A 17181-nucleotide genomic window follows, 5' to 3' on the forward strand; every position below is an offset into this window, starting at 1 on the left:
AGTAAACCGCTAGACTCGGTCAGCCATGATCTTGGACTCAGTACAGAAAACCCTCACCGCCGTCGCGGGCGCCTCGGCGGTCCTGCTCGTCCTCGCTGCCTGCAGCGGACCGGGCACGAGCACCGGGAGCAGCACCCCGGTCGCGGGCGGCACGCTCACCTACGCCTCCGGCGACGCCGAACCGACCTGCCTCGACCCGCACGTCGGCGGCAACTACCCGCAGGCACTCCTGGCGACGCAGTACATCGAGGAGCTCGTCGGGCTCGAGGACGGCAAGCCCACGCCCGAGCTCGCGACGAAGTGGAGCACGAGCGACGACGGGAAGACCCTGACGTTCACCCTGCGTGACGACGTCTCCTTCACCGACGGCACCCCGTTCGACGCCGCCGCGGTCGTCGCGAACATCGAGCACGTGCAGGACCCGGCCACCGCCTCGAGCACCGGCTACCTGGCGCTGCAGTCCATCACGAAGGCGACCGCCACCGACGAGCGCACCGTCACGCTGACGCTGAGCCGGCCGGACAGCGCGCTGCTCGAGTCCTTCTCGCAGCCCTGGGTGGGCATGGAGTCCCCGAAGGCGCTCGAGCGCAAGCAGGCGACGAACTGCGAGTCCCCCGTCGGCACCGGCCCCTTCGAGGTCACCGGTTGGAAGCACGGCGACCGCGTCACCCTGACGAAGAACACCGACTACTGGGGCGCCACGAAGCCGCGCCTGTCCGGCATCACGTGGCGGTTCCTGCCGGACTCGACCTCGCGCTACGCCGCACTGCAGTCCGGCCAGGTCGACGTGATCGACAACGCCCAGCCCGACCAGCTCAAGGCCGCGTCGGCGAAGGGCGCCATCCGCGACCTCGACGCCCCGCGCCCCGGCGCCTCGAACCGGCTCGAGCTGAACTCCGGGCACGGGGTCTTCCGTGACGAAGCGGTGCGCCAGGCCTTCATCGCCGGTGCCGAGATCGACCCCGGCCTGCAGTCGCTGTTCCTCGGCACCGCGAAGCGCTCGTACTCGGTGCTCTCGAGCGCGGAGCCGCTCGCGTACTCGGAGAAGAGCCGGTTCGACTACTCCCCCATCAAGGCGAAGCAGCTCCTCGACGACGCCGGGTGGAAGGTCGGGTCCGACGGCATCCGCGAGAAGGACGGCCAGCAGCTCACCGTGACGTTCCCCGTCTCGACGAACCAGTCGGTGCCGGCCGAGCGCAGCCTGTTCCAGCAGATCCAGGCGTCCGAGAAGGCCGTCGGGTTCAAGGTCGTGCTCGACGAACTCGACCTGTCCAGCTGGTACGCCGCCCTCGCCGCGAACGAGTACGACGTCGTCAGCGCCCCGTACACGAAGGTCGGCCCCGACGTCCTGCGCATCCTGTACGACAGCGCGAGCATCGAACCGGCACCGTCGGGCTACTTCGCGAACCTCGCCCAGCTCGACGACCCCGCCGTCGACCGGCTGCTCGAGCAGGCCGCCCGCACCTCGGACGCCGACGAGCGCGCCGACCTGTACGAGCAGGCCCAGAAGACGATCCTGGCGAGCGACACGGTGCTCCCCCTGTACGACCAGCAGAACCACTTCCTGGTGCGCTCGGCCGTGCACGGCATCCGGACCACCCCGGTCTCGACGCCCTGGTTCGGCACCGCCTGGATCGACCGCTGACACGGATGCGATGGGTCTGGTGGGCCGTCCGGCGGCTCGCCGGGGGCATCGGCGTGCTCTGGGCCGTCGCGACGATCGTCTTCGTCGCGATCCGGCTGATCCCCGGTGACCCGGCGCTCGCGATCCTGGGCGGACCGGGCTCGCAGGCGTCAGCCGAGGCCGTCGCCCAGGTCCGCCACGAGTACGGCCTCGACCAGCCGGTCCTGGTGCAGTACGCGGTGTTCCTCGGACGCCTGGCATCCGGGCAGCTCGGCGACTCGTACGCCTTCCGCACCCCGGTCGCGACGCTCCTCGCCCAGCAGCTGCCCGTCACGCTGACGCTCGCGGTCGCCGGCCTCGTCGTCGCCTGGGTGCTCGCGATCGTCGCCGCGTGGGCCTCGACGCAACGCGGCCGGATCGCCGCCGGGCTCACCAGCGCCCTGAGCGTCACCGCGAGCGTGATGCCGCACTTCTGGCTCGGCAGCGTGCTCATCGTGGTGTTCGCCACGTCCCTGGGGTGGGTGCCGGCTGTCAGTGACGGCACCGCGCGCGGCTGGGTACTCCCGGTGCTGACCGTGGCCGTGCCGGTCGCCGGGTACCTGGCCGAGACCGTGCGCGACGGCGTGGTCGACGCGCAGCGCTCCGCCTTCGCACTCGCCGCCCGGGGCCGGGGTGAGACCCGCCTCGGCCTGTTCGGACGGCACCTGCTCCGGCACGCCGCCCTGCCCGGGATCGCGCTGTCCGCGTGGGCCTTCGGGTCGCTCGTCTCCGGAGCGGTGGTCGTCGAGTCCGTGTTCGCCCTGCCCGGCATCGGCCGTGCCCTGGTCACCGCCGTCACCCAGCGGGACATGCCGCTCGTCGCCGGCATCGCGATGGTGTCGGCGGCCGCGTACGTCGTCGTGCTCGCCGTGGCCGACCTGGTCGAGCGTGCCGTCGACCCGCGCAGCACCGCACGGAACGCGGCCCTGCGCCCCGGTGGTGCGCAACGCCGTGGACCCGGCCGCCCGGCGGGCGCGCGGTGAGCGGGATCGCCGACCCGGGCCTCCAGACCGGAGCGCCCGGCCACCAGACCGCCGCCGGCACCGAGCGCGTCCGTGGGGGGACGCTCGGCGCCGGCGGCATCGCCGCGGGGGTGGTCGTCCTGGTCGCCGTCGTGGCGGCGGCGTGGCCCGCCCTGCTCGGCGGCGGGGACCCGCTCGCGGTGCACCCCGCAGATGCCCTGGCCGCGCCGAGCGGTGCGCACCCGTTCGGCACCGACGAGTCCGGACGCGACGTCCTGGCGCGGGTGGTCGCGGGGACCCGGGCATCGCTCGTCGTCGGCGTCGCCGCGACCCTGATCGGCGGCGGCGTGGGCGTCCTGCTCGGCGTCGTCGCCGGGCTCGGGGCCGGGGCCGGACGACTCGGACGCCTGCTCGACGCCGTCATCGGCCGCGTCACCGAGGTCGCGTTCGCCCTGCCGCTGCTGCTCGTCGCCCTGGTCGTCATCGCCGTGACCGGTCCGGGCCCGGTGCCGGCGGTGCTCGCGGTCGGGTTCGCGACCGCTCCCGGCTACGCCCGGATCGTGCGCGGCCTGGTCCGCGCGGCCCGGGGTTCGCAGGTGGTCGAGACGGCGGTGCTGCTCGGCCGCTCCCCCGCCCGCACCGTGGTCCGGCACGTGCTGCCGACGGCGCTCTGGCCCGTCGTCGCCGTCGCCACGCTCGGCGTCGGGCAGGCGGTCGTGTGGGCCTCGGCGCTGAGCTACCTCGGCGTCGGCACGCCCCCGCCCGCGCCGGAGTGGGGCGCGATGCTCGCCGACGGTCGCACCTACCTGCAGACCGCGCCGTGGATGAGCACCTTCCCCGGACTCGCGATCGTGGTGCTCGCGACCGCCGTCACCGTGCTCGGCCGGGCGATCCGACGGACCGGGGCCGCGCGGTGAGCGCCGTCCTCGACGTCCGCGGGCTCACCGTCGCCATCGGCGGCACCCCGATCGTGCACGGTGTCGACCTGCTCGTCGACGCCGGCGAGTGCGTCGCCCTGGTCGGGGCGTCCGGTTCCGGCAAGACCGTCACCGCCCGCGCCGTGCTCGGCCTGTCCGCGCCCGGCGCCGCCGTGCACGCCGACGTGTTCACGGTCGACGGCGTCGACGTCGACGGGTACACGGACCGGCGGTGGCGTCGGCTGCGGGGATCGCGGGTCGGCTACGTCGGCCAGGAGGCCCTGGGCGCGTTGGACCCGCTGCGTCCCGTCGGGCGCGAGGTCGCCGACAGCCTCCGCCTGCACACCGAGATGCGTGCGGCCGAGCGCGTGGACGCCGTGCGCGACGCACTGACCGCGGTGGGCCTCGACCCGGACACCGCGACCGACGGCCAGCTCGCCGGGACACTGTCTGGTGGGATGCGACAGCGGGCCCTCATCGCCGCGGCGACCGTCGGGTCCCCCGCGCTGCTGGTCGCCGACGAACCGACGACGGCCCTCGACGCCGGGGTCGCCGTCACCGTGATGGAACAGCTGCGGGCGGCGCAGACCCGGGGTGCCGGAGTGCTCGTCATCACGCACGACCTGGGGCTCGTCGCGGGGTGGGCCGACCGGGTCGCCGTCGTGCACGAGGGCCGGATCGTCGAGCAGGGTGCGGTCGCCGAGGTCTTCGCGGCGCCGACCCACCCCGCGACCCGGGCGCTGGTGCGTGCTGCCGGTGCTGCCGCGGCGGCTGCGCCCGCGCCGGCGCACGGTGCCGATCTCGCAGACCGGTGCGAGGTCGATGGCTCCGTGCAGCCGTCTGACGATGCACCGAGCGGCCAACCTCGCACCGACCGCACGACTCCGCACCGTGCGCCGATCGGCAGCCGCGGCACCGAGCGGGCAACCTCGCACGGTGCGAGGGACATGCTCGCGGCGCAGGGGCTCTCGCGGGAGTACAACGGGGTGCTCGCGGTCGACGACGTGTCGTTCGGGCTCGAACGCGGCCGGGTGCTCGGGGTGATCGGCGCCTCGGGCTCGGGCAAGACGACGCTCGCGCGGATGCTCCTCGGGCTCGAGACACCCGACGCCGGCACGGTCACGCTCGACGACGAACCCTGGGTCCCGCTGCCCGAGCGCGAGCGACGCCCCCGCCGGCACCGGGTCGCGGCCGTCGTGCAGGACCCCGGCGCGACGTTCGACGAACGGTGGAACGTCGAGCGCGTCCTCGCCGACGCGTTCTCACGCGGTGACGAACGGCGGGCGCGCGGTGCGCTCGGCGACCGGGTCGACGCGGCCCTGCGGCAGGTCGACCTCGACCCCGTGCTGCGGTCCCGCTCCCCCCGCACCCTGTCCGGCGGGCAACGACAGCGGCTCGCGATCGCCCGTGCGCTGGCGACCGACCCCGAGGTGATCGTGCTCGACGAGCCGGTGACCGCCCTCGACGCCACGGTGCAGGACGCCGTGCTGCGGCTCCTCGAACGGCTCCGCGACGAGACCGGGGTGGCGATGGTGTTCGTGTCGCACGACCTCCGGGCGGTCCGGCGGATGGCGGACGACGTCCTCGTGGTGCACCGCGGCGCGGTCGTCGAGCACGGCCCCGCCGCCGAGGTCTTCGCGCGCCCAGCGCACCCGGTGACCGCGCGGCTGCTGCACGCCGCGGAGCGGCTGGCAGCGGGCCCCGCAGCGGGGACCGCAGCCGACCTCGCGGGCTGAGCGACACTCCACGCGCGCTCGCACCCGTGGACTGTCGCTGCGCGCGTGACGTCACCGACGGCCCGGCAACGGCCAGGAGGCCCGGGGCGCGTTCCGAGACGGAACGTGCACCGGGCCTCCTGGCCGGGTTGCCGCGGGGCGGCCCCGTGGTCAGGAACCGGAGGGTTCCTTCTGGGCGGCGTCGGCCGAGATGATCGGGATCTCGCTCGTCGAGAAGTCCTTCGCCCAGTCGGACTGCGCGAGCTCCGACGTCGGGTCGTTGTAGTCCTCGATGACGCCGGCGATCTCGTCCTCGGAGCCGACCGTCGGACCGGAGCCCATGAGCGGGCTCGCGGCGGTCTCCTTGGTGAAGTACACCGCGACCAGGCCGATCACGGCGGCGAGCATCAGGTAGAACGCGGGGATGTCCTCGGCCCAGCCGTACCCGGCGTCCTTCGCGGCGTTGATGAGCGCGGCGGTCGCGAGCGGGGTGGTCCCGCCGAAGAGCGACACGGACACGTTGAACGCGATCGCCAGGGCGCCGTAGCGGATGATCGTCGGGAACAGCGCGGGCAGCGTCGACGGCATGGTCGAGGTGAACGTGACCAGCACGACGCCGAGGATCAGCAGGCCCGCGAAGACGCCGACTCCGGTGCCGGTCTGGACCAGCTTGAGGGCCGGCCAGGACAGCAGGATGAAGCCGATGCAGCCGGCGGCGAGCACCGGACGGCGCCCGAACCGGTCGGACAGTCGACCGCCGAACGTGATGACGACCATCATGAGCAGCATCACGATGACGATGAGGATCAGGCCGAACGTGGCGTTCTGGCCGAGGTTCTGCTCGAGGTAGGTCGGCATGTACGACAGCAGCATGTAGTCGGTCACGTTGAAGACCAGGACCAGACCGATGCAGATGATGAGCGAGCGCCAGTTCTCGGCGAAGAGCTTGAGGAACGGGGTCTTCTGGCCCTCGCGCTCGGCGGCCTGCTCCTGCTGCTTCTGGAACGCCGGGGTCTCCTCGAGCTTGAGGCGCAGGTAGAGGCCGATCAGGCCGAGGGGGCCCGCGATGATGAACGGGATGCGCCAGCCCCAGCTGAGCAGGGCGTCCTCGGACAGGCCGAACTGCAGGCCGGTGACGATCGAGGCGCCGAGCACGTAGCCGGCGAGGGTGCCGAACTCGAGCCACGAGCCCATGAAGCCGCGGCGCTTGTCGGGCGAGTACTCGGCGATGAAGGTCGCGGCGCCGCCGTACTCACCACCGGTCGAGAAGCCCTGCACGAAGCGGGCGACGAGCAGCAGGACCGGGGCCCAGAAGCCGATCGTGTCGTACGACGGGATCAGGCCGATCATGAGCGTGCCGGCGGCCATCAGGATCATCGTCAGCGCGAGGACCTTCTGGCGGCCGATCTTGTCGCCGATCGGGCCGAACACAGCACCACCGATCGGGCGCACGATGAACGCTGCGGCGAAGAAGCCGAACGTGGCGACGATGTTCGCGGCCGGGTCGCCCTGCGGCAGGAACACCTGCGAGATGGTGACCGTCAGGTACGCGAAGATGCCGAAGTCGAACCACTCCATGGCATTGCCGAGCGCGGCAGCCGCGACGGCACGCTTGAGCAGCGACTCCTCGACGACGGTGACGTCGTCCTTCGTCAGATCGCGACGAGCGCGCTTCGCGGCGCCCTTCGTGCGCAACGGCCGATCGCCGTGCGGGTGGGGTGCGTTGTTCGGTGCCAAGTCGTTCCTCCGGGGTGCGGTGCTTCCTTCGGGCGTCCGGCGGACGGCGACGTTGCAGCTCCTGCGAACCCTGCGCTCGCCGGACAAACCCAGGAAGACTAGCAGGCTCCGGGCGTGTCCGACAGTTCGGTGTGCTAGGCGCTGCTCGGTGATGGCCGCGTCCGACCGGTTCGTCCGCCTGCGTACGCGTGCGCGGCCGCTACGATTGGGGCACCGCGCGTCAGGCGCGGAACACTCAGGCACCTCATCACGGACTCGGTGCCGCACACACGTACGGAAGGCACACCCATGACCAAGCCCATGCCCGAGAAGCCGAGCGTCGACGGACTGGAGCAGGTCTGGGGGCCGGTCTGGGAGCAGGACGGCACCTACCGCTTCGACCGCGACGCCGCCGGTCACCGTGACGCCGTCTGGTCGATCGACACCCCGCCGCCCACCGCCTCCGGCTCGCTGCACATCGGGCACGTGTTCTCGTACACGCACACCGACCTCAAGGCCCGGTTCGAGCGCATGCGCGGCAAGCACGTCTTCTACCCGATGGGCTGGGACGACAACGGTCTGCCCACCGAGCGCCGTGTGCAGAACTACTACGGCGTCCGCTGCGACCCGACGCTGCCGTACGACCCCGACTTCACGCCGCCGTTCGAGGGCGGGGACGGCAAGTCCTCGAAGGCCGCCGACCAGCTGCCCGTGTCGCGCCGCAACTTCATCGAGCTGTGCGAGCGCCTGACGGTGCAGGACGAGCAGCAGTTCGAGGAGCTCTTCCGCACGCTCGGGCTGTCGGTCGACTGGACCCAGTCGTACCGCACGATCGACGACACCTCGCGGGCGAGCGCCCAGCGCGCGTTCCTGCGCAACCTCGAGCGCGGCGAGGCCTACCAGGCCGACGCCCCGACCCTGTGGGACGTCACCTTCCGCACCGCGGTCGCGCAGGCCGAGCTCGAGGACAAGGAGATGCCCGGCGCGTACCACGGCATCGCCTTCCACCGCACCGACGGTGGCGACGACGTCGTCATCCAGACCACCCGCCCGGAGCTCCTGCCCGCCTGCGTCGCCCTGGTGGCCCACCCGGACGACGAGCGGTTCCAGGACCTCTTCGGCACCACCGTCCGCTCCCCCCTGTTCGACGTCGAGGTCCCGGTGCTCGCACACCACCTGGCGCAGAAGGACAAGGGTGCCGGCATCGCGATGGTCTGCACCTTCGGTGACACCACCGACGTCGTGTGGTGGCGCGAGCTGCAGCTGCCGAACCGCGCGATCATCGGCTTCGACGGCCGCGTGCGTTCGGACGAGCCCGCCTGGATCGAGTCCGCGACGGGCCGGGAGCTCTACGCCGAGATGGCCGGCAAGACCGTGTTCTCGGCCAAGAAGGTCGTCGTCGACGCGCTGACGGAGTCCGGCGAGCTGATCGGTGACGTCAAGACCATCCAGCACCCGGTGAAGTTCTTCGAGAAGGGCGACAAGCCCCTCGAGATCGTGTCGACCCGCCAGTGGTACATCGTCAACGGTGCGCGCGACGAGCAGCTGAAGAGCACGCTCCGCCAGCGCGGCGAGGAGATCGCGTTCCACCCGGACTTCATGCGCGTCCGCTACGACAACTGGGTCGGTGGCCTGTCCGGCGACTGGCTCATCTCGCGCCAGCGCTTCTTCGGCGTGCCGCTGCCCGTCTGGTACCCGCTGGACGCCGACGGCAACCCGGTGTTCGACCAGCCGATCGTCCCGACCGAGGCGCAGCTGCCCGTCGACCCGGCCTCCGAGCCCGCCCCCGGCTTCACCGAGGACCAGCGCGGCGTGGCCGGCGGGTTCCAGGGCGAACTCGACGTCATGGACACCTGGGCCACCTCATCGTTGACCCCGCAGCTCGCGGGCAAGTGGGAGACCGACCCGGCGCTCTACGACCTGGTGTACCCGTACGACGTCCGCCCCCAGGCGCAGGACATCATCCGCACGTGGCTGTTCACGACCGTGCTCCGCAGCCAGCTCGAGGCCGACGTGGTGCCGTGGAAGCACGCCTCCATCTCCGGCTTCATCGTCGACCCCGACCGCAAGAAGATGTCGAAGTCGAAGGGCAACGTCGTCACGCCGCTGTCCATCCTCGAGCAGCACGGCGCCGACGCGGTCCGCTACTGGGCGGCCTCGTCCAAGCTCGGCACGGACGCAGCCTTCGACCCGCAGAACCCGAAGCAGATCAAGGTCGGCCGTCGTCTGGCGATCAAGGTGCTCAACGCGGCGAAGTTCGTCTACGGCTTCCCGCTGCCCGAGGGCGCCACGAGCGTCACCGAGGCGCTCGACGTCGACATGCTCGCCGAGCTCGGTGCCGTCGTCGAGCAGGCCACCGCGGCGTTCGACGGGTTCGACCACGCGCGTGCCCTCGAGATCACCGAGCGCTTCTTCTGGACGTTCTGCGACGACTACCTCGAGCTCGTGAAGGAGCGTGCCTACGGCACCGCGTCCGACGCGACGCACGAGACGCAGGCGAGCGCGGTCCTGGCGCTGCGCGGCGCGATCGACGTGCTGCTCCGCCTGCTGGCACCGTTCCTCCCGTACGCGACGGAGGAGGTGTGGGCCTGGACCCACGACACCAGCGTGCACCGGGCCTCCTGGCCGACCGCGGCCGACCTGCCCACCGACGCGGCCCCCACCGGGCTGCTCGCGGCCGTCGGACAGGCGCTGATCGGGATCCGCGGCGCGAAGACGGCGGCGAAGGCCTCGCAGAAGACGCCCGTGACGCGTGCGGTCGTCGCGGCGCCCGCCGAGACGCGGGTGCTCATCGAGCGCGCGGCGGTCGACCTGGCGGCCGTCGGCCGCATCGAGAACCTGTCGTTCGTCGACGGCGACGAGCTCGCCGTCACCGAGATCGAGCTCGAGGAACAGCAGGCGTAACGTCGGCTGTCCGGGCCGGGTCGCCTTGGTGACCCGGCCCGTCAACCACCGGACTGGAGGCACGGATGCAGTTGGGCACACGCTGGAACGTGGGTGGGGAGCCGCCTGCGCGACTGCCCGAGACGATGGTCGTCGCCGTGCGCGGGGTCGAGGACGAACTGGCGGCGGAGTCCGTCGACACGGCGACGTGGGGATGGACGCTGACGTTCCTGGAGGGCAAGCCGATCGTCGAGCTCGACGACGGCACCTCGATCCACCTCGACGCGCTCGGGCACGCCCAGGTGACGAACCCCGACGACGCGGGCGAAGAGGACTAGCGCGCGGCGCGGGGGCGCGCTGCGGGCTGCGCGGCGCGCGCCGCTCGCTGCGCGGCGCTTGGAGTGCAGAAATGGTCGGGTCCCCGGTGGGAACCCGACCATTTGTGCTCACGATGCGGGCGCCCCCGCCGGGGAGCGCCCGCGTGATCGCCGAGGGATCAGGACTCGGCGAGCCAGGTGCGCAGGACCTCGTTCACCTCGGCGGTGTGCGTGGTGAGCAGGCCGTGCGGGGCGCCCTCGATCTCGACGTACTCCGCCGCGGGCAGCGCCTGGGTGAAGCGTCGGCCGGTGGCGTCGATCGGGAGGATGTTGTCCGACGTGCCGTGCACGATCAGGGCGGGGACGGTGACCTTCGGGATGTCCTGGCGGAAGTCGGTCGGCCAGGTCAGGGGTGCTGCGGCGGACGCGATCGAGCCGGAGCCGGCCGCGATGTTCCAGGCGTTGCGGACCTGCTCCTCGGAGATGCGGGTGCCGAGGTTCTCCGACAGGTTGAAGAAGTCCTGGTAGAAGTTCGTGAAGTACGCGTAGCGGTCCTTCGCCACGTCGGCGGCGATGCCCTCGAAGAACGACATCGGGCCGGCGCCGTCGGGGTTGTCGTCGGTGATGGCGAGGAACGGCTCGAGCGAGGCGAGGAACGCGACCTTCGCGATCCGGTCCTCACCGTGGCGGCCGATGTAGCGGGCGATCTCGCCGGTGCCCATCGAGAAGCCGACGAGGATCACGTCGCGCAGGTCGAGGGTCGTCAGGACCGTGTGCAGGTCGTCGGCGAAGGTGTCGTAGTCGTAGCCGGTGGACGGCTGCGAGGACTGGCCGAAGCCACGGCGGTCGTACGTGATGACGCGGTAGCCGGCCTCGAGGAGCATCGGGACCTGCCCCTCCCACGAGTTGCCGTCGAGGGGGAAGCCGTGGATCAGCACGATCGGCTGCCCCTGGCCCTTGTCCTCGTAGTGGAGTTCGATGTCGACGCTGTTCTCGGTTCCGACGGTGATGGCACCCATGATCGTTCCTTCCCTGAGTATCGCGGAGAACGATCGTTCTCTGCCGATGTGGACTACAGTAGAGAACGCCCGTTCCCAGCGCAACTCGAGAACGGTGAACACTCAGGGAACGGGGTACACACATGGCCACCAGCACCGTCGAGCCGGACGTCCGAGCACACATCGTCGAGGTCGCGGACCAGCTGTTCTACACGCGCGGTATCCAGTCCGTGGGGATGGACGAGATCCGCACGGGCGCCGGGGTCTCCCTCAAGAAGCTGTACGCGGCGTTCCCCGGCAAGGAGCAGCTCATCGCCGCGGTGCTCGCCGGCCGCCACGACATGTGGGAGCAGGGCGTGCACGGCGCGGTCGAGGCTGCGGCCAGCCCGCGCGACAAGCTCCTGGCGGTCTACGACTTCCTGGAGTCGTGGTTCGGCGACGACACGTTCCGCGGCTGCGGGTTCATCAACGCGTTCGGCGAGCTCGGTGCGACCTCGCCCGCGGTCGCCGAGATCGCGCGTGAGCACAAGGACTCGTTCCAGCAGTTCGTGCAGCGGCTCACCGCCGAGGTCGTCGCCGACCCCGAGCACGCCGAGGAACTCGCCGCGCAGCTCGCGCTGCTCGCCGAGGGCGCGCAGACCACCGCGGCCATCGCCGGCACCACGGCGCCGGCCGCGCACGCGCGTCGTGCCGCGGTGACCCTGATCGACGCCGCGATGCGCTGACACGCGACCGCGATGCGGACTGGAGGCCCGTGGCGGCGCCGCCACGGGCCTCCAGTCCGTCTGTGGGTCGCGCCGGGCGCGGGTGCGCCTGCCGGGTCGTTCCGGGCGTCCCTGGTCGTTCCGGGCGTACCGGGTACGTTCTTTCGACCAGGGACGCCCGATTCCGCTTCCCAGTCCGGGCGTCATGGGAAGGAACGGACTCCGGCACCCGTGAATAGGGTGGGCAGATGGCAACCCCGTTCGATGTCCCGAGCACCCTCCCCTACGCCCTGCCGCCCTTCGGCGACGTGCGACTCGAGCACTACCGACCGGCGTTCGAGGCCGGCATGGCCGAGCAACGCGCCGAGGTCGAGGCCATCGCCACCGACCCGCACGCCCCGACGGTCGAGAACACCCTGGTCGCACTCGAGCGATCCGGGCAGCTGCTGACCCGCGTCAGCCACGTGTTCTTCACGCTGTCGTCGGCCGACTCGACGCCGGAGCTGCACGACCTCGAGGCCGAGGTCTCCCCGCTCCTCGCCGCCCACCGCGACGCGATCACGCTCGACTCCCGTCTGTACGCCCGCGTGCAGGAGGTGCTCGACGGTGCCGAAGCCGCCGGGCTGACCGGTGAGGCGCTGCGCCTGGTCGAACGGACCCACGCCGAGATGACCCTGGCGGGCGCGGGCCTCGACGACGCGGGCAAGGAGCGCCTGACCGCGATCAACCAGGAGCTCTCGACCCTCACGACGACCTTCGAGCGGAACCTGCTCGAGGACACCAACGCCTCCGCCGTGCACGTGACGAACGAGGACGAGCTCGAGGGGCTCGACGACGGGGCGAAGTCCGCCGCGGCCGCCGCTGCCGCCGACCGGGGCCTCGACGGCTGGCTCATCACGCTGCCGCTCTACACCGGACACCCGTGGCTGTCCTCGCTGGCGAACCGCGACCTGCGCGAGCGGATCATGCGCGCCTCGCTCGCCCGCGGTCGTCGCGGCAACGAGTACGACAACCGCGAGGTGCTGCTGCGCATCGTCCGGCTGCGGGCCGAGCGCGCCGAGCTGCTCGGGTTCCCGAACCACGCCGCGGTGGTCACCGCCGACGAGACGGCGAAGACCCCCGAGGCCGTCGACGGGCTGCTGTCCTCACTCGTCGGCGCCGCCGCCCGGAACGCCGACGACGAACGCGCGGTCCGATCGCGCACGGTCGGGTTCGACATCGAGTCGTGGGACTGGGCGTACGCCACCGAGATCCTGCGTGGCGAGCAATTCGCCGCGGACAGCACCGCGCTCCGCCCGTACTTCGAGGCCGACCGGGTCCTGCACGACGGGGTCTTCCACGCCGCCGGTGTCCTGTACGGTCTGAGCTTCACCGAGCGCCCGGACCTCCACGGCTACAACGACGAGGTCCGGGTCTTCGAGGTCACCGGCGACGACGACGAGCCCGTCGGGCTGTACCTGCTCGACCTCTACACGCGCGACGGCAAGCGCGGCGGCGCGTGGATGAACCCGGTCGTCGAGCAGTCCGAGCTGCTCGGCACCCTGCCCGTCGTGGTCAACAACCTCAACGTCGCGAAGCCGTCCGCCGGCTCCCCCACCCTGCTCATCCAGGACGAGGTCGAGACGCTCTTCCACGAGTTCGGCCACGCCCTGCACGGCCTCATCGCCCGCACCACCTACCCGCGGTTCTCCGGCACGAACGTCGAGCGGGACTTCGTCGAGTTCCCGAGCCAGGTGAACGAGATGTGGCTGTCGTGGCCGTCCGTGCTGGCGAACTACGCGAAGCACCACGAGACCGGAGCACCCCTGCCGCCCGAACTCGTCCTGGGGCTCAGCGAGTCCGAGGGGTTCAACGAGGGCTTCGGCACGACCGAGTACCTCGCCGCAGCACTGCTCGACCAGGCGTGGCACCGGCTGTCGGCAGCCGACGCCGCAGCGGTGACGTCCGTCGAGGACTTCGAGCGGGACGCCCTGGCCGCCGCCGGCATCGCGGTCGAGGCCGTGCCGCCGCGCTACTCGTCGACGTACTTCGCGCACACGTTCTCGGGCGGGTACGACGCCGGGTACTACGGGTACATCTGGTCCGAGGTGCTCGACGCCGACACGGTGGAGTGGTTCCGCGACAACGGCGGGCTGGACCGGGAGGCCGGCAAGCGGTTCGCCGAGCGTCTGCTCGGGGTCGGCGGGGCGAAGGACCCGCTCGAGGCGTACCGGGACTTCCGCGGCCGCGACGCCGACGTCGGCCCGCTGCTGCGGCGCCGCGGGCTCGAGTAGGCGCGCCGGCGCAGGCCGCCGAGCGCCGTCGCACCGCACCGCACCGCACCGCACCACGAAACGGACACAGCGCCACGGAATCCCGTGGTGCTGTGTCCGTTCGCTGGTTCCGGAGGGCTACGCCGACTTCTCGACGCGCTTGGCCCGAGGCCGCGGCACGATCGTCGGCGCCGCGTTCTCGAGCACGGACTCGCGGGTGATCACCACTCGGGCGACGTCGTCGTCGGACGGGACGTCGAACATCACCGGGCCGAGGACCTCTTCGAGGATCGCCCGGAGCCCGCGGGCACCCGTCTGGCGCAGCACCGCGAGGTCCGCGATGGCCTCGAGCGCACCCTGGTCGAACTCGAGCTCGACGCCGTCGATCTGGAACATCCGCTGGTACTGCTTGACCAGCGCGTTCTTCGGCTCGGTCAGGATCTGCATGAGCGCCGCCTGGTCGAGCTGCGACACCGTGGTGACGACGGGCAGACGACCGATGAACTCGGGGATCAGACCGAACTTGTGCAGGTCTTCCGGCAGCACCTCGGAGTACAGGTCCTGGTGGTCGGTCGCACTGTGCAGGGGTGCCCCGAAGCCGATCCCGCGCTTGCCGACGCGCGAGGACACGATGTCCTCGAGCCCGGCGAACGCACCCGCCACGATGAACAGCACGTTCGTCGTGTCGATCTGGATGAACTCCTGGTGCGGGTGCTTGCGGCCGCCCTGCGGCGGGACCGAGGCGACCGTGCCCTCGAGGATCTTGAGCAGCGCCTGCTGCACGCCTTCGCCCGAGACGTCGCGGGTGATCGACGGGTTCTCGGCCTTGCGGGCGATCTTGTCGACCTCGTCGATGTAGATGATGCCGGTCTCGGCACGCTTCACGTCGTAGTCGGCGGCTTGGATGAGCTTGAGGAGGATGTTCTCGACGTCCTCGCCGACGTAGCCGGCCTCGGTCAGGGCGGTGGCGTCCGCGACGGCGAAGGGCACGTTGAGGCGCTTCGCCAGGGTCTGCGCCAGGTACGTCTTGCCGCAGCCGGTCGGGCCGATGAGCAGGATGTTCGACTTGGCGATCTCGATGTCGTCGCGGTCTTCGGCGGCGGTGATCTGCCCCTGCGCACGGATGCGCTTGTAGTGGTTGTAGACGGCCACGGCGAGGGCGCGCTTCGCCGGGTCCTGCCCGATGACGTACTCCTGCAGGAAGTCGAAGATCTCCCGCGGCTTGGGCAGTTCGAAGTCCCCGCTCGAGGTGTCCTCGCCGGCTTCGGCCAGACGTTCCTCGATGATCTCGTTGCAGAGCTCGACGCACTCGTCGCAGATGTAGACGCCCGGTCCGGCGATGAGCTGCTGGACCTGCTTCTGGCTCTTGCCGCAGAACGAGCACTTGAGGAGATCGCCGCTCTCTCCGATGCGTGCCATTCCCGTGCCTCCCTGATTGGACATGCCGGCCGCGCTGTCGCACCACCGCTGGTGCACCGCTGCTGGTGGGCACCTCGTCGTGGACACGAGCCTAACCGCAACCGGTGACACCGACCGCGATGCCCCTCCGGAATCCGCCCGCGCGTTCGCCCAGGGCGTGCGAGCCTGCTACGGTGATCCGGACTTCTCTACATCTTGTAGAACAGCAGGTGCAGAACCACCCCGGAAGGAACCCCATGCAGAAGCGTCTCGCCGCCGGCGGCGCCGTCACCCTCGGTGTCGCAGCCGTCATCGTCCTCGGCAGCGCCACGGCGGCCAGCGCGCACGTGTCCGCCACGGCCACGTCGACCGCAGCGAACTCGTACACCACGGCGACCTTCTCGGTCCCGCACGGCTGCGACGGCTCCCCCACGACGAAGATCCAGTTCCAGGTGCCGGAGTCCGTCATCGAGGTCACGCCCACCGTGAACCCGAACTGGACGATCACGAAGGCGACCGAGCCCTACACCGACCCCTCGGCCTCGGCATCCGACGAGGACCACGCCGAGACGGCCGCCGAGCGCGTCACCAGCGTCACGTACACCGCGAAGACCCCCCTGCCCGCCGACGAGCGCGACACCTTCGCGCTCTCGTTCTCACTGCCGGACGGCAAGGCCGGCGACCTGGTCGAGTTCCCCGCGATCCAGACCTGCGAGAAGGGCAGCGTCGAGTGGAACCAGGAGCAGAAGGCCGGCGAAGCCGAGCCCGAGCACCCGGCACCCTCGATCACGCTGACCGCCGCCGAGGCGACGGACGACGACGGCGACCCGATCGCCGCCACCCCGACGGCCGAGGCCGCCGGCTCGACCGCCTCGAGCGACCCCGACCTGGTCGGTCGCTTCCTCGGCCTCGGCGGCCTGGTGCTCGGCGCCGTCGCCCTGGTCGTCGCCGTCGCCGGCACGCGTCGTCGGAGCTCCGCCAAGTGACGCAGCGCGGCTCGCGTCGGTCCCGGCCTCGGTCCTCTGCCTGGAGGCTCGTGGCCGGGTCCGCCGCGGCCGTCGCGATCGCCGGTGGCGCGGTCCTCGGGCTCGCCGGTCCGGCCAGCGCGCACAACTACCTGATCTCGTCCGACCCGGAGGTCGGCGGCACCCTGACCGAGCTGCCGGAGAACTTCGACATCACGACGAACGACAAGCTGCTCGACATCGGCGACTCGGGGTCCGGGTTCGCGTTCCGCATCGTCGGCCCGGACGGCAAGTACTACGAGGACGGCTGCGTCGACGTCGAGGGGCCGTCGATGACCACGGCCGCCGCACTCGGCGACTCCGGCAAGTACACCGTCGAGTGGCAGATCGTCTCCGCCGACGGGCACACCGTGTCCGACGAGTACCCCTTCACGTGGAAGGCACCGTCGGGCTTCACTCCGGCCGCCGGCGCGGCGAAGCCCCCGACCTGCGCCACCGCCGGTGACGACGACGCCGGCTCGGACACCACCACCGGCACCGCCTCGGGATCGAGTGACTCGGCGGCGTCCGACGCGATCTGGATCGGCGCCGGTGGCGTCGTACTGGTCGGGGTGGTCGTCGCGGTGCTGCTGCTCCTGCGCCGCAAGCCGGCCCCGGAGTCCGACGACTCCGACGACTAGCCGCAACGCAA

At 71.4% G+C, this 17181-nt stretch carries 13 protein-coding genes; 10 read left to right on the plus strand and 3 right to left on the minus strand.

Features of this window, described 5'->3' with window-relative positions; all coding sequences use genetic code 11:
* The first annotated feature begins 25 nt into the window (after positions 1-25).
* From DEJ12_RS14550 to DEJ12_RS14565, 4 genes are read left to right on the plus strand one after another with little or no spacing between them, the layout of a single operon-like run.
* Positions 26-1645 carry an ABC transporter substrate-binding protein gene (locus DEJ12_RS14550; RefSeq protein WP_111030531.1) on the plus strand — a complete coding sequence of 540 codons (1620 nt, stop codon included), beginning with the start codon at positions 26-28 and terminating at the stop codon, positions 1643-1645.
* 5 nt (positions 1646-1650) lie between these two features.
* A complete protein-coding gene (locus tag DEJ12_RS14555) occupies positions 1651-2646 on the plus strand; it encodes an ABC transporter permease (RefSeq protein ID WP_111030532.1) in 996 nt (331 codons plus the stop codon).
* Positions 2643-3542: an ABC transporter permease gene (locus tag DEJ12_RS14560; protein WP_111030533.1), complete on the plus strand. Its 900-nt coding sequence runs from the start codon at positions 2643-2645 to the stop codon at positions 3540-3542. Before DEJ12_RS14555 ends, DEJ12_RS14560 begins: the two co-directional genes overlap by 4 nt.
* The gene (locus tag DEJ12_RS14565; protein WP_111030534.1) at positions 3539-5278 is read left to right on the plus strand and encodes an ABC transporter ATP-binding protein; all 1740 of its coding nucleotides are present in this window, start codon (positions 3539-3541) and stop codon (positions 5276-5278) included. The genes DEJ12_RS14560 and DEJ12_RS14565 overlap by 4 nt, the downstream gene beginning before the upstream one ends.
* Before the next feature lie 150 nt (positions 5279-5428).
* Here DEJ12_RS14565 and proP read toward each other — a convergent pair whose 3' ends face one another.
* On the minus strand, positions 5429-6994 hold the full coding sequence (proP, locus tag DEJ12_RS14570) for a glycine betaine/L-proline transporter ProP (RefSeq protein WP_250897950.1): 1566 nt from the start codon (positions 6992-6994) through the stop codon (positions 5429-5431).
* Between the two features lie 288 nt (positions 6995-7282).
* On the opposite strand from proP, the gene valS reads away from it, so the two are divergent.
* A complete protein-coding gene (valS, locus tag DEJ12_RS14575; RefSeq protein ID WP_258370559.1) occupies positions 7283-9877 on the plus strand; it encodes a valine--tRNA ligase in 2595 nt (864 codons plus the stop codon).
* Between the two features lie 65 nt (positions 9878-9942).
* The gene (locus DEJ12_RS14580) at positions 9943-10194 is read left to right on the plus strand and encodes a hypothetical protein (RefSeq protein ID WP_027464702.1); all 252 of its coding nucleotides are present in this window, start codon (positions 9943-9945) and stop codon (positions 10192-10194) included.
* Positions 10195-10352: 158 nt separating this feature from the next.
* Here the strand turns inward: DEJ12_RS14580 and DEJ12_RS14585 are convergent, their stop codons facing one another.
* A complete protein-coding gene (locus DEJ12_RS14585) occupies positions 10353-11192 on the minus strand; it encodes an alpha/beta fold hydrolase (RefSeq protein ID WP_111030535.1) in 840 nt (279 codons plus the stop codon).
* Between the two features lie 122 nt (positions 11193-11314).
* Between DEJ12_RS14585 and DEJ12_RS14590 the strand changes: the two genes are divergently transcribed.
* Complete coding sequence (locus DEJ12_RS14590; RefSeq protein ID WP_027464700.1) at positions 11315-11896, plus strand: TetR/AcrR family transcriptional regulator; 582 nt, start codon at positions 11315-11317, stop codon at positions 11894-11896.
* A 227-nt stretch (positions 11897-12123) separates the two neighbouring features.
* Positions 12124-14148: a M3 family metallopeptidase gene (locus tag DEJ12_RS14595; RefSeq protein ID WP_111030536.1), complete on the plus strand. Its 2025-nt coding sequence runs from the start codon at positions 12124-12126 to the stop codon at positions 14146-14148.
* A gap of 117 nt (positions 14149-14265) precedes the next feature.
* Here the strand turns inward: DEJ12_RS14595 and clpX are convergent, their stop codons facing one another.
* Complete coding sequence (clpX, locus tag DEJ12_RS14600) at positions 14266-15546, minus strand: ATP-dependent Clp protease ATP-binding subunit ClpX (RefSeq protein WP_017886000.1); 1281 nt, start codon at positions 15544-15546, stop codon at positions 14266-14268.
* Positions 15547-15782: 236 nt separating this feature from the next.
* On the opposite strand from clpX, the gene DEJ12_RS14605 reads away from it, so the two are divergent.
* Both DEJ12_RS14605 and DEJ12_RS14610 read left to right on the plus strand, forming a co-directional pair.
* Positions 15783-16511, plus strand: a complete 729-nt coding sequence (locus DEJ12_RS14605; RefSeq protein ID WP_181433090.1) for a YcnI family protein — start codon at positions 15783-15785, stop codon at positions 16509-16511.
* A gap of 50 nt (positions 16512-16561) precedes the next feature.
* A complete protein-coding gene (locus tag DEJ12_RS14610) occupies positions 16562-17170 on the plus strand; it encodes a copper resistance CopC family protein (protein ID WP_181433089.1) in 609 nt (202 codons plus the stop codon).
* Positions 17171-17181: the final 11 nt, after the last annotated feature.

Source organism: Curtobacterium sp. MCLR17_059 (assembly GCF_003234665.1).
Taxonomy (GTDB): domain Bacteria; phylum Actinomycetota; class Actinomycetes; order Actinomycetales; family Microbacteriaceae; genus Curtobacterium; species Curtobacterium flaccumfaciens.

Coding starts and splice junctions, on each gene's coding strand:
- DEJ12_RS14550 (WP_111030531.1), top strand. CDS start 26: ATGATCTTGGACTCAGTACAGAAAACCCTCACCGCCGTCGCGGGCGCC.
- DEJ12_RS14555 (WP_111030532.1), top strand. CDS start 1,651: ATGCGATGGGTCTGGTGGGCCGTCCGGCGGCTCGCCGGGGGCATCGGC.
- valS (WP_258370559.1), top strand. CDS start 7,283: ATGACCAAGCCCATGCCCGAGAAGCCGAGCGTCGACGGACTGGAGCAG.
- DEJ12_RS14580 (WP_027464702.1), top strand. CDS start 9,943: ATGCAGTTGGGCACACGCTGGAACGTGGGTGGGGAGCCGCCTGCGCGA.
- DEJ12_RS14585 (WP_111030535.1), bottom strand. CDS start 11,192: ATGGGTGCCATCACCGTCGGAACCGAGAACAGCGTCGACATCGAACTC.
- DEJ12_RS14590 (WP_027464700.1), top strand. CDS start 11,315: ATGGCCACCAGCACCGTCGAGCCGGACGTCCGAGCACACATCGTCGAG.
- DEJ12_RS14595 (WP_111030536.1), top strand. CDS start 12,124: ATGGCAACCCCGTTCGATGTCCCGAGCACCCTCCCCTACGCCCTGCCG.
- clpX (WP_017886000.1), bottom strand. CDS start 15,546: ATGGCACGCATCGGAGAGAGCGGCGATCTCCTCAAGTGCTCGTTCTGC.
- DEJ12_RS14605 (WP_181433090.1), top strand. CDS start 15,783: ATGCAGAAGCGTCTCGCCGCCGGCGGCGCCGTCACCCTCGGTGTCGCA.